Below are 14,188 nucleotides of genomic sequence, written 5' to 3'. Positions count from 1 at the left end.
GAAGAGGGGGCGACCACCGCGCGGGTGCTCGCCCCCTCTTCCTTCCTGCCGCGGTCCGGAGATCCGGAGACCCGGCTAGTCGGCCTTGGCGTACTCCTTCGCCATGCTGCCGGCGAAGTCGTACACGACGCACTGTCCGTCGCCGACGACCCACGCGTCGTGGCCCGGCGAGCAGACGAAGACGTCGCCGGGGCCCACCTCGCTCTCGGTGCCGTCGTCCATGCGGACGTGCATGCGTCCCTCGACCACGTAGCAGTTGTGGTGGACCATGCAGCTGTCGGTGCCCGCGATCGGCGCCACCGACTCCGACCAGCGCCAGCCCGGCTCGAAGGTGGCGACGGCGAAGTCGAGCCCTTCCATGTGCACGGCCTCGATGTGCCCGCGCGGGAAGTCGCGCCGCTCGTCCGGCTTGTCGAGCGTCTTTGCCTCCAGCATGACGCTCCTCCTTTCCCTGGCCCCACCACTCCATCGTCCGCCTGTCAACTCGGCGGCGCCATCCGGGGGACGTGCGGCGTCAGCGGGGCCCGGCGCAGAGTTCGGCGAAGCGGGCGACGTCCACGTTGCCGCCGGAGAGGATCACTCCCACGCGGCGGGGCAGGGCGTCGATCCGGCCGCTCAGGAGGGCGGCCAGCCCGGTGGCGCCGCTGGGTTCGAGGACGGTCTTCAGCCGTTCGAAGGCGAACCGCATCGCGCCCCGGATCTCGTCGTCGGACACCAGCACGATGCCGTCGAGGAGACGCCGGTTGAGCGAGAACGTCAGCTCGCCGGGGGTGGGCAGGGCCTGTCCGTCGGCGATGGTGCGCGGGACGGGCACGGTGACGCGCCGGCCCGCTGCCAGCGAGCGCCTGGTGTCGTCCCCGGCCTCCGGTTCGACGCCGATCACCCGGGTGCCGGGGTGCAGGCCCTTGACCGCGGTGGCGCTCCCCGCGATCAGTCCGCCGCCGCCGACCGGTGCGACGAGCGCGTCCAGCTCCCCCGTCTCCTCGATCAGTTCGAGGGCGGCGGTGCCCTGGCCGGCGATGACGTGCGGGTGCTCGTAGGGCGGGATCAGGGTCAGGCCCCGGTCGGCGGCCACGGCCTCGGCGAGGGCCGCGCGGTCGCCGGTGTAGCGGTCGTAGGTGACGATCTCGGCGCCGTAGCCCTCGGTGGCGTCCCGCTTGGAGGGCGGCGCGTCCTCGGGCATGACGATCACGGCGGTGGTGCCCAGCTCGCGTGCCGCAAGGGCGACCGCCTGGGCGTGGTTGCCCGAGGAGTAGGCGGCGATGCCCCGGGCCAGCTGCTCCGGCGTGAGGCGGGAGGCCGCGTTGTAGGCGCCGCGGAACTTGAAGGCGCCGACCCGCTGCTGGTTCTCGCACTTGAGGTGGACCTCGGCGCCGACGAGGGCGTCGAGGGTGCGCGAGCGCAGGACCGGGGTGCGGTGCGCGACGCCCTCGATGCGGGCGGCGGCCGAGCGGACGTCGTCGAGGGTGACCGGCGGGGTGGTGGTCGTCACGGGTGTCCTCAGGGGGTGTCGGCGGCCGGGCCGGGGACGGCGCGGGCCTGGGAGAGGTAGTGGTAGGCGGAGGCGCGGGAGATGCCGAGCCGGGCGGCGACGTGCTCGACCGAGCGGCGTACGGCGAACACGCCGCGCCCGTCGAGGTCGCGGAACAGTTCGAGCCGCCGGTCCCGGTCCAGCGCCGCCCAGCTGGTGTCCCGGCGCAGCGGGTGGTCGTCCACAATGGCGTCGACCACGGCGTCGATGTCGTCGCCGAAGGTGGTCGCCGGCACTTCGGCGGGGGTGCGCGCGGTGCCGGCCAGGGCGCCGAGGAGGGCGTGGGCCCGGTCGACGGCGGTGACGTCCAGGTTGACGCACAGGGCACCGAAGACGGCGCCCGTGGAGTCGCGCAGCACCATGGTGGAGGACTTGAGCAGCGTGCCCTCGGGTGTGCGTGTGACGTAGTTCAGCTCGTCGCGGGCTTCGTCGCCGCGGGCCAGCACGCGCATGCCGATCTCGCTCATCGCCCCGCCCACCGTCCGCCCGGTCACCGACCCGGCGACGGCCACGACCGAGCGCTCGGGGCGCCGGTAGTCGTGGAGCACCGCCTCGCAGACCGGTCCGAACGTCGCGGCGATCCCGTCGACCACGGGGCGCAGTGCGGCGAGGACGGCGTCGCGTTCGGCGTCCAGCGCGGGATCGGTCATCCGGGCCTCCTTGCTCCGACTCCAACGAGACTCAGACTACACGTCCAACACCTGGACGCGCAGTCCAGACACCTCGCACCGTCACCTCCGTCCCCCCGGCACCGTGCTCAGGGCGTCCCGCGCGGAGGACGACTCGCCGCTGCGGGCGGACCTCGCCGAGCCGGTCGTGCGGGCCCGGTGGGCCGGGCTGGAGCCGGGGGACGTACTCGCCCCGGTCACGGCGGCGCTGGACGAGCACGCCGGGCAACACGGGCAACACGAGCACGACCCGGGCGACCGGGGACGGAAACGAGAGGACGAGAACGCATGACCGGGCCGGCGGGGAGCTGTGGGAGAGCATGACCCGGCACGGGTATGTCTCCCGCTGCTGCGAGGCCGATCCGGCCGGCGACCACTGGACGTTCCGGTGTACCGACACGGCGCTGCCCGGCGGTCTCGCCCTCGCCCTCGTCGCCCTCGCCCTCGTCGCCCTCATCGCCCCCGTCCTCCTCCTCCTCCTCGTCCTCGTCCTCCTCCTCGTCACGGTCCTGCTGCCGCGCCGCCGGGTCTGGCACCCCGCCGGCCCTCTCACTGTCCGAGTCACCCGTACGGAGGTCGTCCCCCATGCCCAAGGACGCCAAGTCCCCGAAGAAGCTGCGCCGCAACCGTGCCGCGCTCACGCACAAGGTCGGGTACGCGCTGCGCCACCCCGAACGCGTCGGCCCCTACGTCCGCCGGGCCGGCCGGGACGCGTGGCTGCGAATCAAGCACCCCGACCCCGTCGGCTACTACCGGGCGGTGATGGCCTCCGACACCGGGCGCAACCCGGAGGCCGCGGTCGGCAGCCGGACCCACGACCGCTGGCTGGCGCTCGGGCAGATGCAGTTCGACTACCTGATCGAGCACGGGCTGCGTCCGGAGCACCGCATGCTCGACATCGGCTGCGGCAACCTGCGCGGCGGCTGGCGCTTCATCGACCACCTCGACACCGGTCACTACTACGGCGTCGACATCTCGCCGGACATCCTGATCGCCGCCAACCAGACCCTCACCGAGCGCGGCCTCCAGGGCAAGCTGCCGCACCTGACCATCACGGGGAACCTGCGGCTGGAGTTCCTGCCGGACGACCACTTCGACGTCGTCCACGCGCACAGCGTCTTCTCGCACTCGCCGCCGAGCGTCGTCGACGAGTGCCTCGCGCACGTGGGCCGTGTCCTGACCGACACGGGGTTCTTCGACTTCACCTTCGACCGGACGGAGGGCACCGAACACCAGGTGCTCCGCGAGGACTTCTACTACCGCACGGACACCCTGCTCACGCTCGCCGCCCAGCACAACCTGCACGCGCGGTTCATGGCGGACTGGGAGAAGCGGCCGCACGGCCAGTCCAAGATCAGGGTGAGCCGCTCGCCGCTGCCGGCGTAGGCCGCGGATCACATCCAGCCGCCGGGGGCCGGGCCCGCGTGTCCGGCCCCTACGGGCGTGGGTCGACGCGCCGCCAGGCGGGCCGGGCGTCCGCTCCCCTGCGTCCGGCCGCGGCGGCGCAGCGGGGGCAGACCCGGCGGACGGCGTCGGCGGCGCCGCCGGACTCGGGCAGCACGTCGGTCCAGGTGACACCCGCGAACCGGGAGAGCCGCGAGCGGTGCAGCGACAGTCCGCACACGGTCTCGTTCCCGCCCTGCTCCCACGCGTGCACCTCGCCGGCCGGCAGCCAGCGGCCGTCGTCCTCGTCCCACCAGCGGCCGGAGGCCGCCACGTCGTAGCGCCGTGTCCTGGCCATGGCCCCCGGGTGCCCCGCGGGGGCCGCGCCCACACGCGCGTACCTCCTCCTGTGTGATCACTCCGCAAGCCCTGCCCGTTTAAGGCGTTTTGTCTGCTTAACATGCGGGGTCCGCGCACCGCCCCGTTGTACGAGAGGACACCAGATGGCGCCCACGGGCCGTCCCAGCGCACTGGCCGAGCACGCCTTCTCCCCGCACGACGCCGTGATGGGCGCCGCCGTCCGGCACCTCGGCCGCCGGCGCTTCCTCACCGTGACCGCGGCGGCCGCCGCGCTCGCCTTCACCACCAACCTGCCGGCCCGCGGCGCGGTCGCCGCCCCCGAGCGCGCCGCACGGATCAGCAAGGACCCCTTCACCCTCGGTGTCGCCTCCGGCGATCCGCTGCCGGACTCGGTGCTGCTGTGGACCAGGCTGGCGCCCGAGCCGTTCCTGGAGGACGGCGGGATGGGCACGGAGCGGGTCACGGTCGAGTGGGAAGTGGCGCTGGACGAGTACTTCGCGGGTGTCCTGTTCCGCGGCACCGCCGACGCCCACGCCGAGTACAACCACAGCGTCCACGTCGACGTGAAGGGCCTGACGCCCGGGACGGTCTACTACTACCGCTTCCGCGCCGGCACCTGGCTCAGCCCGGCGGGCCGCACCCGCACCGCGCCCGCGGCGGGCAGCGCCGCCTCGTCGCTGAAGCTGGCGGCGGTCGCCTGCCAGGCCTACATGGACGGCTACTACACCGTGCTCCGCCACGTCGCCCAGGACGACGTGGACGTGGTCTTCCACCTCGGCGACTACCTGTACGAGTACGCGGTCGACCCGGCGGGCGGGGAGCGCCGCTACACCGACGTCACGCTGCCCGACGTGTTCAACCGCGAGACGACGACCCTCGCGGACTACCGGCTGCGCTACTCGCTCTACAAGACCGACGAGGACCTGCGGGCCGCACACGCCCGGCATCCGTTCGTCGTCGCCTGGGACGACCACGAGACCGAGAACAACTACGCGGGCAGCATCCCGGAGAACGACATCCCGCCGTCGGAGTTCCTGCTGCGCCGGGCCGCCGCGTACCGCGCGTACTGGGAGAACCAGCCGCTGCGCGCCGCGCAGCTGCCGCAGGGTCCCGACGCCCGGCTGTACCGCCGGCTGCAATGGGGCACGCTCGCCCAGTTCGACATCCTCGACACCCGCCAGTACCGCTCCGACCAGGCCTACGACGACCGGCCGCACGCCCCCGGGGCCGAGTCGGACGACCCGGCGCGCACCATCACCGGCACCGCGCAGGAGCAGTGGCTGCTCGACGGCTGGAAGGGCTCGACCGCGCTGTGGAACGTGATGCCCCAGCAGGTGTGCTTCTCGCAGCGCAAGTTCGACGTGACCGCCGACGCCGCGCTCTCCATGGACGCCTGGGACGGCTACCGGGCCTCGCGCGACCGGGTGGTCGCCGGGGCGAAGGCCGCCGGGGTGGACAACTGGCTGATCCTCACCGGCGACGTGCACGTGGGCTACGCCCTCGACGTCAAGGAGGACTTCGACGACCCCGCGTCCGCCACCGTCGGCACCGAGGTCACCTGCACCTCGGTGGCCAGCGGCCGGGACGGCGTGGAGAAGCCCGCCAACTGGGACCTGTACATGCGGGCCAACCCGCACATGAAGTTCTACAACGGCAAGCGCGGCTACGTCCGGGCCGAACTGGACCGCCGGGCCACCCATCTGGACTTCAGGACGGTCTCCGCCATCAGCGCGCCCGGCGCTCCCGTCACCACTGCCGCCTCCTTCGTCACCGAGGCGGGCGAGCCGGGGCTCAAACCCGCCTGACCCGGCCCGTCCCGGCCGGCGGGCGTGGCGTCCGCGTACTGCACATGGCACCCACGGCGTCCCCCATAGCGCGAAACAGACCGGGGCCGGGCATCGCAGCGGATCTTTGCGGCAAGGCCTGTGACTTCGCCGCCGGCGCACCGTGACCCACGGTCGCCCACCGAACACCGCTGTCTCGCACAGCACTCGAAGGAGGCACATCGCATGGTCGGCAGACATGCCGCGCGCAGCCGCCGCGCAGCCCTCACCGCGCTCGGCGCCCTGGTCCTGACCGCACTCCCCTCGGCCGCGTCGGCCGCGCCGCCGCCCGCCCCGGCACCGCGGCCCGCCGTGGCCCGCACTCCCGACGCAGCCGTGGCCCCGGCGCGCATGCTGAGCGCGATGGAGCGCGATCTGAGGCTGGCCCCCGGTCAGGCGGCGGCCCGGCTGGTCAACGAGGCGGAGGCGGGCACCCGCGCGGGCATGCTGCGCAACACCCTTGGCGACCGGTTCGCCGGGGCCTGGGTGAGCGGCGCGACCTCGGCCGAGCTGACCGTCGCCACCACGGACGCCGCCGACACCGCGGCCATCGAGGCCCAGGGCGCCAAGGCGGCCGTCGTCGGCAGGAACCTGGCCGAACTGCGCGCGGTCAAGGAGAAGCTGGACGCCGCCGCCGTGCGCACCGGTACCCGGCAGACCCCGGTCTGGTACGTCGACGTCAAGACCAACCGGGTCACCGTCCAGGCCACCGGCGAGTCGGCCGCGTCCGCCTTCCTCTCGGCCTCCGGGGTGTCGGGCCAGGATGTGGAGGTCCGCGTCTCGCCGGACCAGCCGCGGGTCCTGGAGGACCTGGTCGGCGGCGACGCCTACTACATCAACGACCAGGCCCGCTGCTCCATCGGCTTCTCCGTCACCAAGGACGACCAGCAGGGCTTCGCCACGGCCGGGCACTGCGGCGACCCGGGCGCCACCACCACCGGGTTCAACGAGGCCGCCCAGGGCACCTTCCAGGCCTCGACCTTCCCGGGCAAGGACATGGCCTGGGTGGGCGTCAACTCCGGCTGGACCGCGACGCCGGACGTGAAGGCCGAGGGCGGCGAGAAGATCCAGCTCGCCGGGTCGGTGGAAGCGCTCGTGGGCGCCTCGGTGTGCCGTTCCGGCTCGACCACGGGCTGGCACTGCGGGACGATCCAGCAGCACGACACGAGTGTGACCTACCCGGAGGGCACCGTCGACGGGCTGACGCAGACGACGGTGTGCGCCGAGCCCGGCGACTCGGGCGGCCCCTTCGTGTCGGGAACCCAGGCGCAGGGCACCACCTCCGGCGGCTCGGGCGACTGCACGAACGGCGGGACGACCTTCTACCAGCCGATCAATCCCCTGCTCAGCGACTTCGGCCTGACCCTGAAGACCACCTCCGCCGCGTCGCAGACGCCCGCGCCGCAGGACAACGCGGCGGCGGACGCGTGGGCCGCGGGCCGGGTCTACGAGGTCGGCACCACCGTGTCCTTCGACGGGGTGCGCTACCGCTGTCTGCAGAGCCACCAGGCGCAGGGCGCCGGGTCGCCGGCGAGCACGCCGGCCCTGTGGCAGCGGGTCTGACGGTCGGAAGGCTTCTTCCGGCGCCCGGCGCGGGGTCGCTCGACGCGGCCCCGCGCCCACGCGTTCCGCAATCCCTGCTATCCCTGCGCGAGGAGCGCGTAGGCGGTGGCGATGAACGGGTCCCGGGCGCGGAACCTCCGGGTGCACACCGCCGCGAGGGCGGTGTCCGTGTCGGGCCGGAAGCCCAGGAACGCCTGCTGGCCCAGGGTGGCGCCGCTGTGGAAGTACATCGGTCCGCCGTCCGTGGGGTGCCGGAACCAGCCCACGGTGTGCACGTGCCGGTGGCCCGGTCCGCGCCGGAGCACCGGCACCCGTACCGCCCGCAGTGCTTCCGCCGCCGGTGAGCGGGCCGGGTCCAGGTGGGCCTCGAGGAAGGTGAGCAGGTCGTTGGGGGTGGACCGGACGGCTCCGGCCGCCTGGAAGCCGCCCGCGTCGAAGGCCGGGACGGGGGTGCGGCCGTCCTTGCGGTGGCCCACGGCGTCGGTGCCGGGGCCCTCCGCGCGCAGGGCCGTACCGCTGAGGCCGAGGGCGCGCAGCACCTGCCCGGTGATCAGGTCGTCCCAGGGGGTGCCGGTGATCGCGGCGATCGCGTGGCCGAGCACGGAGACGCCGTAGTTGGAGTAGTGCCAGCGGGTTCCGGGGCGGTGCCTCGGGGTGTGGCGCAGGAAGGCGTCCGTCAGCCGCTCGGCGGGATAGCGGGCGTACGGGTTGGTGCGCCAGGCGGGCAGGCCCCGGCGCACGAAGTCGGCCGGCAGGGCGGGCAGGCCCGCGGTGTGGGTGATGAGGTGGGCGAGCGTGACCGGGTGCGGGCCGGCCCTCGTGCCGGGGGCCAGGCAGTCGGCGGCCGCCTCGCCGCCGGTGAGCACGCCGCGCCGGATCAGGCGGGTGAGCAGCAGCGCGGTGAACGTCTTGGACGCCGACCCGGTCTCGTAGCGCAGGTCCTCCCGGGGCACGTCGGGGGGTGGGGCGGTGCCGCCGCTGTGCAGGGTGCGGCGGCCGTGCCGGGACACGGCGAAGACGACGTCGGGGGCGTCGGTGGCTTCCACGGCCTCGGCCAGCCGCTCGCGCAGTGCCGCCGCGTCGGCGGGTGCGGGCTCCGGCGTGTACCCGTCCGGGGCGGATGCGTCGGCGGGGACGCCCGGCCAGGGCGTGCGACGGCCCGTCACGGCGCGGAGTGCGCCAGCTCGGTGAGGGCGCGTGAGGTGGCGAGCAGGGAGGCGAAGGCGGCGACCAGGGTCGGGTGGTAGACCACGTCGAAGACGGTGTCGGGTTCGCCCTCGGGCATCGTGCGTACGGCGGGCATGGCGCCGTCGGGCTGCTGCGCGGCGGCGAAGCCCTGCCACGCGGCCTCGTCGAGGGTGGGCCGGGGCAGGCAGGCGTCCACGACGAGGAGTTCGCCGAGCAGGTCCCAGCGTTCGAGGTCCAGCCAGTCGTCGGTCCAGACCGGAAGCCAGGTGGCGAGGTAGTCGGCGACGTCGGGTGGCAGTCCGCCCGGGTTCTCGCCCCAGTCGGTGAGGTGGAAGACGGTGTGCGTGATGTCGTACGCGGTGTGCCCCTCGACCGTCCACGGCTCGGGGGTGCCGGCCAGCCAGGTGGCGGCGACCAGGTCGGCCTCGGGCGGTCGGGCGGTCAGGCCGAAGCGGCGCTGGAAGGCGGACAGGCCGAGGCGCCGGGTGGGGGTGACCGGGAACCGCGCCCAACTGTCGAGCCGGTGGTTGAGGACCGTGGCGTGTTCGATCTCGGGCTGGCTGTAGCCCAGCTCCTTGAACGGCAGGTAGACCTCGAAGGGGGTGGGCGAAAAGGGTTCGATGCGCTGGCCGCGCACCAGCATGCGGCCGCCGTCGAGTGTCTCGCGCCAGGTGTGGTCGAGCAGTTGGCGCGCGAGCTGGGCCTGCCGGGAGCCGGCGACGCCCTCGCGGAAGAGCACCTTGCAGATGAGGGCGAGTTCGCCGATCGGCTTGAAGCGTTCCAGGAATCCGATCTCGGGGTCCACGTCCGGCTCCAGGCGGAATCCGTCGCGGTGGGCCCACAGCCACTCCAGGGCACCGGCTCCGACGCGGTGGATCAGGCGGGTGTCCGTCATCCCGGTGCTCCTTGTGCGGCGTGCTGTCCTGTGCGGGGTGCGGCGTGTCGCGTGGCCGCCCGCACGTCCGGCGGGGCCGCCGCGGCCGCCGTGGTGAGGGCCGCCGCGAACGCGGCCATCAGGGTGGAGTGGTAGCAGTCGGTGAAGTCGTAGGGGTCCGGTCCCGGGTCCGGCCCGGCGGCGTCCTGGGCGGCGCCCTCCTCGGGGATCGCGCCGGAGCCGTCCTGGGCGGCCGCGACCCGCTGCCAGGCGTCCTCCAGGACGGCCGGCTCCGGCGTGCGCGGCAGGCTCGCGGCGACCGCGAGCAGCTCGCAGCTCAGGTCGTACATGCGGGCGTCCAGGCAGGTGTCGAGCCAGGGCGGCAGCCAGTGCAGCAGGTAGTCCGCGAGGTCCGCGGGCACGCCCCGGGCGGAACTTCCCCAGTCGGTGAGGTGGAAGACGACGTGGGTGAGCGCGTAACCGGCCGCGCGTTCGAAGGTCCACGGTTCCGGCAGGCCGCCCAGCCAGGTGCGGCCCATCGCCTGCGGCACGTCCCCGTGCGGGTGGATGCCGCTGCGCCGCTCCGCCTCGAGCACGCCGAGGCGCCGGGTGGGGTACTGCTCGGTCAGCCGCCAGCCGCGGGTGCGGGCCACCGCGGCGGCGGACGCCTCGTAGCCGGGGTGCCGCAGTCCGGCCGAGGCGAAGGCCGCGTACACCTCCAGCGGGTAGGTGGCGAAGGGCTCCAGCGACTGCATGAGCGGGAAGAGTTCGCCCCGGTGGGTCTGCTGCCAGGCGAAGTCCAGCAGTTCGGACACCCGGGTGTGCAGCGGGTCCCCGGGCGGGGTGCACCGGGACACGGAGGCGCAGACCTGGGTCAGCTCGCCCAGGGGCTTCCACGTCCGGTTGACCTGGCCGTCGGCCGCCAGCGCGTCCTCGCCGAGTGCGAAGCGGTCCCGGTGGGCCCACACCCAGTCCAGTGCCGCCTCCTCGACGCCGCGGACACCGGGGGCGCGCACGCCCGCGTCCCCGGCGCTCACAGGAGGACTCCGGCCGGCATCAGCCGCGCCGCCTCCAGTTGCAGGGCCACCCGCGGGTCGGAACCGCCCATGAGGCGTACGAAGTCCAGCCCGGCTTCCAGGCCCAGGGTGTCGGGGACCCCGTCCAGGAGGGTGAGCCAGCGCCCGGCCCCGGCCGCCTGCTGCCAGTCGCGGCGGCGCACCGCCCGTACGAAGCCGCGGGCGACGTCCACGGGCCGGCCGCGCGCCACGCGGGTCACCGCGCACTCCTCGCCGGGCAGCGCGAGCGGGGCGAGGACGGCGAGCTGGTGGGTCAGGAACTGCCAGCCGGCGCCGTCGAGCCAGCGGGCGTCGGGTTCGGCGCCCGAACCGTCGGCGGGCGGGCCGTCCGGGGACGGTTCGCTCCGGCGCAGGGCCCGGGTCATGGCCCAGTGGCTCCACACGACGGTGGGTGCCGCGTCGGCGCGCGGCGGATGGGCCGCCACCGCGTCCTTGAACACGGCGAGTTGCCCGGGGTCGGGCGGGATGCCCAGCAGGACGCCGGGCAGGAGGGCGTCGGCGCCCAGGACGCGTACCGCCGCCCGGGCGACGCCCTCACCGGCGCCGCCTCCCGTCAGGGTGCTCCCCGCTCGCACGTGGTCTCCGCTCCGAAGAGCGGAGACCACGTCGGAAGCGAGCTCAAGCACCGTTCCCTGCAGGAGGGCCGATGTGCTCGACTGCTCCATCACGTTCTCCCGTCGGTCCGTCAGCCCTTCTTCGGGCGCGGGGTCGGCGGCGAGAGCAGGAGGTTGGTACCTCCGGACTGCAGGGCGAGCGCGGCGCACTCGCGGCTGTCGCGGAAGACTCCGTCGGGCTCGGCGGGGTCGAGTACCGCGTCGATGTCGATGTTCTCGGTGCGGGTGACTTCCTTGAGCACCTTGTCCTTAGAAGGCATTTCACCATCTCCCTCTGGTAGCCAAATGGCCTTCACACCCAAGGGTGTCCGATAAGTCCCAGAACATGCCTTTCATCACAAAATTCTCAGGAGATAACTCATTCAACGAAAACCGCGCGCCTCAGGCGCCACACATGGTCCTCGCGGAAGCCCTCGACGCCCTCGGGCGAGACGCTCGGCCGACGCGCGGTACGACGGGTCTCGACGCTCCACTCCCCCTCGGACAGGGCGAGTTCGGCGAGGAGGCCGTCCAGGGTGGGGAAGACCGCGTCGAAGGGCGGCTCGGTCTGCCACGAGGGCCAGCCGGCGTGCATGACGACCAGCAGGGTGCCGCCGGGCGCCACGGCCCGTGCGGCGGCGCGCAGCACCGCCTGCTGGTCGAGCTCGACCGGTGACTGCAGATAGTGGGCGCTCACCAGGTCGAAGGAGCCCTCGGGGAACGAGGGCCCCAGCTCGTGGCGTTCCCAGGCGACGCGGTCGCCGACCCCGGCCTCGGCGGCGTGCCCGGCGGCGCGCGCGAGGGCGGTGGCGGAGATGTCCGTGCCGGTGACCCGCCAGCCGCGGGAGGCCAGCCACACAGCGTCCGCCCCTTCGCCGCAGCCGAGGTCGAGCGCGGTTCCGGGGACGAGGCCGGCCGCCTCCTGGACCAGCGGCTCGTTGGGACGCCCGCTCCAGACGCGTCCGGTGTCGCGGTAGCGGGCCTCCCAGAACTCCGCGGCGGGGGCCGGCGCGGGGATGTCGGTCATGGTGCCTCCTGAGGCGGGCGCGGCCGTGTGCACGGCGGGGCGCGCGACTCTCGCGCACCCCGCGTGCAGGCTGCCCCGGCCGTCCGGAAGGCACCAAAGATGTTTGCCGGTCCGGCAAATCCGGCGCCGGCGGGCCGTCCGTCAGCCCGTCAGCGCCTGCGACTCGTCCTCCGGGTCGTCGGTACGCAGCCACACCGACCGCCGCGGGAAGGGGCTCTCGACGCCCGCGTCGTCCAGCGCCTCCTTGACCCGGCGGCGCAGCTCGCGGGTGACGCCCCACTGCTGGAGCGGCACGGTCTTGACGGCGAGGCGCACCTGGACCCCCTCGGCGTCCAGGGACTGCACGCCCCATACCGCAGGTTCCTCGAGCAGGACGTCCGCGAAGTCGGGGTTCTCGCGCAGCGCCCGTCCGGTGTCCTCCAGGACACGGTAGACCGTGTCGAGGTCGGCGTCGTGGGCCACGGTGACGTCCAGCACGGCGCGGGCCCACTCCTGGCTGTCGTTGCGCACGCGCAGGATCTCGCCGTTGCGGATGTGCCACAGGCCGCCGTTGAGGTCGCGCACGTGGGTGAGGCGCAGGCCGACCTGTTCCACCTCGCCGACGGCCTCGCCGAGGTCGACCGAGTCGCCGACGCCGTACTGGTCCTCGACCATGATGAGCAGCCCGGACAGATAGTCCGCGACCAGGCTCTGGGCGCCGAAACCGATGGCCAGGCCGACCACCCCGGCGCTGGCCAGCAGGGGGCCGAGGGCGATGCCGACCTGGTCGAGCACCATGGCCACGCCGACCATGAAGAGCACGATGGTCACGGCGCTGCTGAGCACCGAGCCGATGGTGCGGGCCCGCTGTTCGCGCCGCTGCCGGGCCCGGGACCGGTCGCGGTGCAGGACGGCGGCGCCGCGGGCCGGCCTGCGGGGGCGGCTGCGTTCGGTCTCGCCCGCCGACGGCTCCAGGACCCGCTGGACGACCCGGGTGATCGCCCGCTTCGCCACCGCGCGCAGCACGAGCAGGATCACGACGATGAGCGCGATGCGCAGCGGTATCCCGATCAGTGACGTGGTGTGGTCGCCGACCCAGTCCGACCACGAGACCGCCAGCTGCGGGTCCGTGGCCGGTTCGGCGGGCGGGGAGGTGTGCGACATCGGCTCGGCTGCTCCGTTCCTCGGAGACGACTTGTCTGCCGTCGGAGCCGCCTACCCACGGACGGCACGAACATGACCCAGCGCACGCACCACTCTTTTCCGCCACTTGCCCCATATGTCCGACAGTTGCGTCATCTTCACTCCCGGCGGGCTCATCACCGGCCCCGGCCGGGGCACCCGCAGGGAGTCGTCCACAGCGGAGGGGGACCTGCGGCGTGGTTACCGTTGCCGTCCTACTACTGCCCGGGCTGGGGCTGTTGTTGTTCACCATGACGTACCTGGAGGACCGGCTGTTCGGTGATCCCGGGCCGCCCCGGCATGCACGGCGGCGGCATCTGCGCCTGCTCCCCGGCGGCCGGAGCCACCACTCCCCGGGTCCGCGCCCGGAGCCGGCCCGGGCGTCCGAACGGGACGCCGCCTGAACCGAGCCCCCGCCGTCCGGACCCCGCCGCGCGGGCGTCCGGCCCGCCGGGCGATGCTGTCCCGGAAGGGACGCACGCTGCGCGGGTGAGGAGAGCGGATGGACACCGGGGAACAGCACGACGCGGACGACGAGTTCGTCCGGTTCTGGCAGGAGCGCCGCATCTGCTTCCTGTCGACGCCGCGGGCCGACGGGACGCCCCACCTGGTCCCGGTCGGGGTGACGTACGACCACGCCACGCGCACCGCGCGGGTCATCACCAGCCGGGACACCACGAAGGCCCGCAACGTGCGGCGGGCCGCCGGAGCGGTCGTCGCGGTGGGTCAGGTGGAGGGCAGGCACTGGTCCACGCTGGAGGGCGTCGCGTCCGTACGGGACGACGCGGCGGCGGTCCGCGACGCGGAGGCCCGCTACGCCGCCCGCTACCGGCAGCCCCGGGCGAACTCGGAGCGGGTCGTCATCGAGATCGACGTACGGCGCTTCCTCGGCACGGTGCGGCCCCTGGCGCGGCGTCCGGACGCGTGAGGCGCCCGGCGGG

General features: G+C 73.9%; 17 protein-coding genes. 6 read left to right on the top strand and 11 right to left on the bottom strand.

Annotation, left to right across the window (positions count from 1 at the left end):
• Positions 1–75: 75 nt before the first annotated feature.
• From ACIQFU_RS06125 to ACIQFU_RS06115, 3 genes are all read right to left on the bottom strand, one after another.
• A complete protein-coding gene (locus ACIQFU_RS06125) occupies positions 76–435 on the bottom strand; it encodes a cupin domain-containing protein (RefSeq protein WP_402549349.1) in 360 nt (119 codons plus the stop codon).
• Between the two features lie 79 nt (positions 436–514).
• On the bottom strand, positions 515–1,492 hold the full coding sequence (locus ACIQFU_RS06120; RefSeq protein WP_402549347.1) for a pyridoxal-phosphate dependent enzyme: 978 nt from the start codon (positions 1,490–1,492) through the stop codon (positions 515–517).
• A gap of 8 nt (positions 1,493–1,500) precedes the next feature.
• Positions 1,501–2,181 (bottom strand): transcriptional regulator, encoded by a 681-nt coding sequence (locus ACIQFU_RS06115; RefSeq protein ID WP_402549346.1) that lies wholly within the window; start codon positions 2,179–2,181, stop codon positions 1,501–1,503.
• Positions 2,182–2,284: 103 nt separating this feature from the next.
• On the opposite strand from ACIQFU_RS06115, the gene ACIQFU_RS06110 reads away from it, so the two are divergent.
• Together ACIQFU_RS06110 and ACIQFU_RS06105 are read left to right on the top strand one after the other, a co-directional pair.
• A complete protein-coding gene (locus tag ACIQFU_RS06110; protein ID WP_402549344.1) occupies positions 2,285–2,491 on the top strand; it encodes a hypothetical protein in 207 nt (68 codons plus the stop codon).
• A 293-nt stretch (positions 2,492–2,784) separates the two neighbouring features.
• Entirely contained in the window at positions 2,785–3,585 is an 801-nt protein-coding gene (locus ACIQFU_RS06105) for a class I SAM-dependent methyltransferase (protein WP_402549342.1), read from the top strand.
• A gap of 49 nt (positions 3,586–3,634) precedes the next feature.
• On the opposite strand, the gene ACIQFU_RS06100 is transcribed toward ACIQFU_RS06105, so the two are convergent.
• The gene (locus ACIQFU_RS06100; RefSeq protein ID WP_402549340.1) at positions 3,635–3,940 is read right to left on the bottom strand and encodes a hypothetical protein; all 306 of its coding nucleotides are present in this window, start codon (positions 3,938–3,940) and stop codon (positions 3,635–3,637) included.
• Between the two features lie 145 nt (positions 3,941–4,085).
• Here ACIQFU_RS06100 and ACIQFU_RS06095 point away from each other — a divergent pair, with 145 nt between their 5' ends.
• Both ACIQFU_RS06095 and ACIQFU_RS06090 read left to right on the top strand, forming a co-directional pair.
• Positions 4,086–5,747 carry an alkaline phosphatase D family protein gene (locus tag ACIQFU_RS06095; protein ID WP_402549339.1) on the top strand — a complete coding sequence of 554 codons (1,662 nt, stop codon included), beginning with the start codon at positions 4,086–4,088 and terminating at the stop codon, positions 5,745–5,747.
• A 204-nt stretch (positions 5,748–5,951) separates the two neighbouring features.
• Entirely contained in the window at positions 5,952–7,328 is a 1,377-nt protein-coding gene (locus ACIQFU_RS06090; protein WP_402549337.1) for an alpha-lytic protease prodomain-containing protein, read from the top strand.
• 77 nt (positions 7,329–7,405) lie between these two features.
• Here the strand turns inward: ACIQFU_RS06090 and ACIQFU_RS06085 are convergent, their stop codons facing one another.
• From ACIQFU_RS06085 to ACIQFU_RS06055, 7 genes are all read right to left on the bottom strand, one after another.
• A complete protein-coding gene (locus tag ACIQFU_RS06085) occupies positions 7,406–8,494 on the bottom strand; it encodes a serine hydrolase domain-containing protein (RefSeq protein ID WP_402549336.1) in 1,089 nt (362 codons plus the stop codon).
• Positions 8,491–9,411, bottom strand: coding sequence for a DUF6895 family protein (locus ACIQFU_RS06080; RefSeq protein WP_402549335.1), 921 nt, complete (start codon positions 9,409–9,411; stop codon positions 8,491–8,493). Before ACIQFU_RS06080 ends, ACIQFU_RS06085 begins: the two co-directional genes overlap by 4 nt.
• The gene (locus ACIQFU_RS06075; RefSeq protein ID WP_402549333.1) at positions 9,408–10,427 is read right to left on the bottom strand and encodes a DUF6895 family protein; all 1,020 of its coding nucleotides are present in this window, start codon (positions 10,425–10,427) and stop codon (positions 9,408–9,410) included. Before ACIQFU_RS06075 ends, ACIQFU_RS06080 begins: the two co-directional genes overlap by 4 nt.
• A complete protein-coding gene (locus tag ACIQFU_RS06070; RefSeq protein ID WP_402549332.1) occupies positions 10,424–11,131 on the bottom strand; it encodes a hypothetical protein in 708 nt (235 codons plus the stop codon). The genes ACIQFU_RS06075 and ACIQFU_RS06070 overlap by 4 nt, the downstream gene beginning before the upstream one ends.
• Positions 11,132–11,151: 20 nt before the next feature.
• Entirely contained in the window at positions 11,152–11,340 is a 189-nt protein-coding gene (locus ACIQFU_RS06065) for a hypothetical protein (RefSeq protein WP_104633466.1), read from the bottom strand.
• 98 nt (positions 11,341–11,438) lie between these two features.
• Positions 11,439–12,086: a class I SAM-dependent methyltransferase gene (locus tag ACIQFU_RS06060; RefSeq protein ID WP_402549330.1), complete on the bottom strand. Its 648-nt coding sequence runs from the start codon at positions 12,084–12,086 to the stop codon at positions 11,439–11,441.
• A gap of 141 nt (positions 12,087–12,227) precedes the next feature.
• A complete protein-coding gene (locus ACIQFU_RS06055; RefSeq protein ID WP_402549329.1) occupies positions 12,228–13,229 on the bottom strand; it encodes a mechanosensitive ion channel family protein in 1,002 nt (333 codons plus the stop codon).
• 215 nt (positions 13,230–13,444) lie between these two features.
• Between ACIQFU_RS06055 and ACIQFU_RS06050 the strand changes: the two genes are divergently transcribed.
• Both ACIQFU_RS06050 and ACIQFU_RS06045 read left to right on the top strand, forming a co-directional pair.
• A complete protein-coding gene (locus tag ACIQFU_RS06050) occupies positions 13,445–13,651 on the top strand; it encodes a hypothetical protein (RefSeq protein WP_402549328.1) in 207 nt (68 codons plus the stop codon).
• A gap of 98 nt (positions 13,652–13,749) precedes the next feature.
• Positions 13,750–14,175, top strand: coding sequence for a TIGR03618 family F420-dependent PPOX class oxidoreductase (locus ACIQFU_RS06045; RefSeq protein ID WP_402549327.1), 426 nt, complete (start codon positions 13,750–13,752; stop codon positions 14,173–14,175).
• Positions 14,176–14,188: the final 13 nt, after the last annotated feature.

Origin of the sequence: Streptomyces sp. NPDC093065, assembly GCF_044754585.1 — a bacterium.
Taxonomy (GTDB): domain Bacteria; phylum Actinomycetota; class Actinomycetes; order Streptomycetales; family Streptomycetaceae; genus Streptomyces.
This window is presented reverse-complemented; position numbering and strand designations above follow the sequence as displayed.

Coding starts and splice junctions, on each gene's coding strand:
- ACIQFU_RS06125 (WP_402549349.1), bottom strand. CDS start 435: ATGCTGGAGGCAAAGACGCTCGACAAGCCGGACGAGCGGCGCGACTTC.
- ACIQFU_RS06115 (WP_402549346.1), bottom strand. CDS start 2,181: ATGACCGATCCCGCGCTGGACGCCGAACGCGACGCCGTCCTCGCCGCA.
- ACIQFU_RS06105 (WP_402549342.1), top strand. CDS start 2,785: ATGCCCAAGGACGCCAAGTCCCCGAAGAAGCTGCGCCGCAACCGTGCC.
- ACIQFU_RS06100 (WP_402549340.1), bottom strand. CDS start 3,940: ATGGCCAGGACACGGCGCTACGACGTGGCGGCCTCCGGCCGCTGGTGG.
- ACIQFU_RS06095 (WP_402549339.1), top strand. CDS start 4,086: ATGGCGCCCACGGGCCGTCCCAGCGCACTGGCCGAGCACGCCTTCTCC.
- ACIQFU_RS06090 (WP_402549337.1), top strand. CDS start 5,952: ATGGTCGGCAGACATGCCGCGCGCAGCCGCCGCGCAGCCCTCACCGCG.
- ACIQFU_RS06080 (WP_402549335.1), bottom strand. CDS start 9,411: ATGACGGACACCCGCCTGATCCACCGCGTCGGAGCCGGTGCCCTGGAG.
- ACIQFU_RS06070 (WP_402549332.1), bottom strand. CDS start 11,131: ATGGAGCAGTCGAGCACATCGGCCCTCCTGCAGGGAACGGTGCTTGAG.
- ACIQFU_RS06065 (WP_104633466.1), bottom strand. CDS start 11,340: ATGCCTTCTAAGGACAAGGTGCTCAAGGAAGTCACCCGCACCGAGAAC.
- ACIQFU_RS06060 (WP_402549330.1), bottom strand. CDS start 12,086: ATGACCGACATCCCCGCGCCGGCCCCCGCCGCGGAGTTCTGGGAGGCC.
- ACIQFU_RS06055 (WP_402549329.1), bottom strand. CDS start 13,229: ATGTCGCACACCTCCCCGCCCGCCGAACCGGCCACGGACCCGCAGCTG.
- ACIQFU_RS06045 (WP_402549327.1), top strand. CDS start 13,750: ATGGACACCGGGGAACAGCACGACGCGGACGACGAGTTCGTCCGGTTC.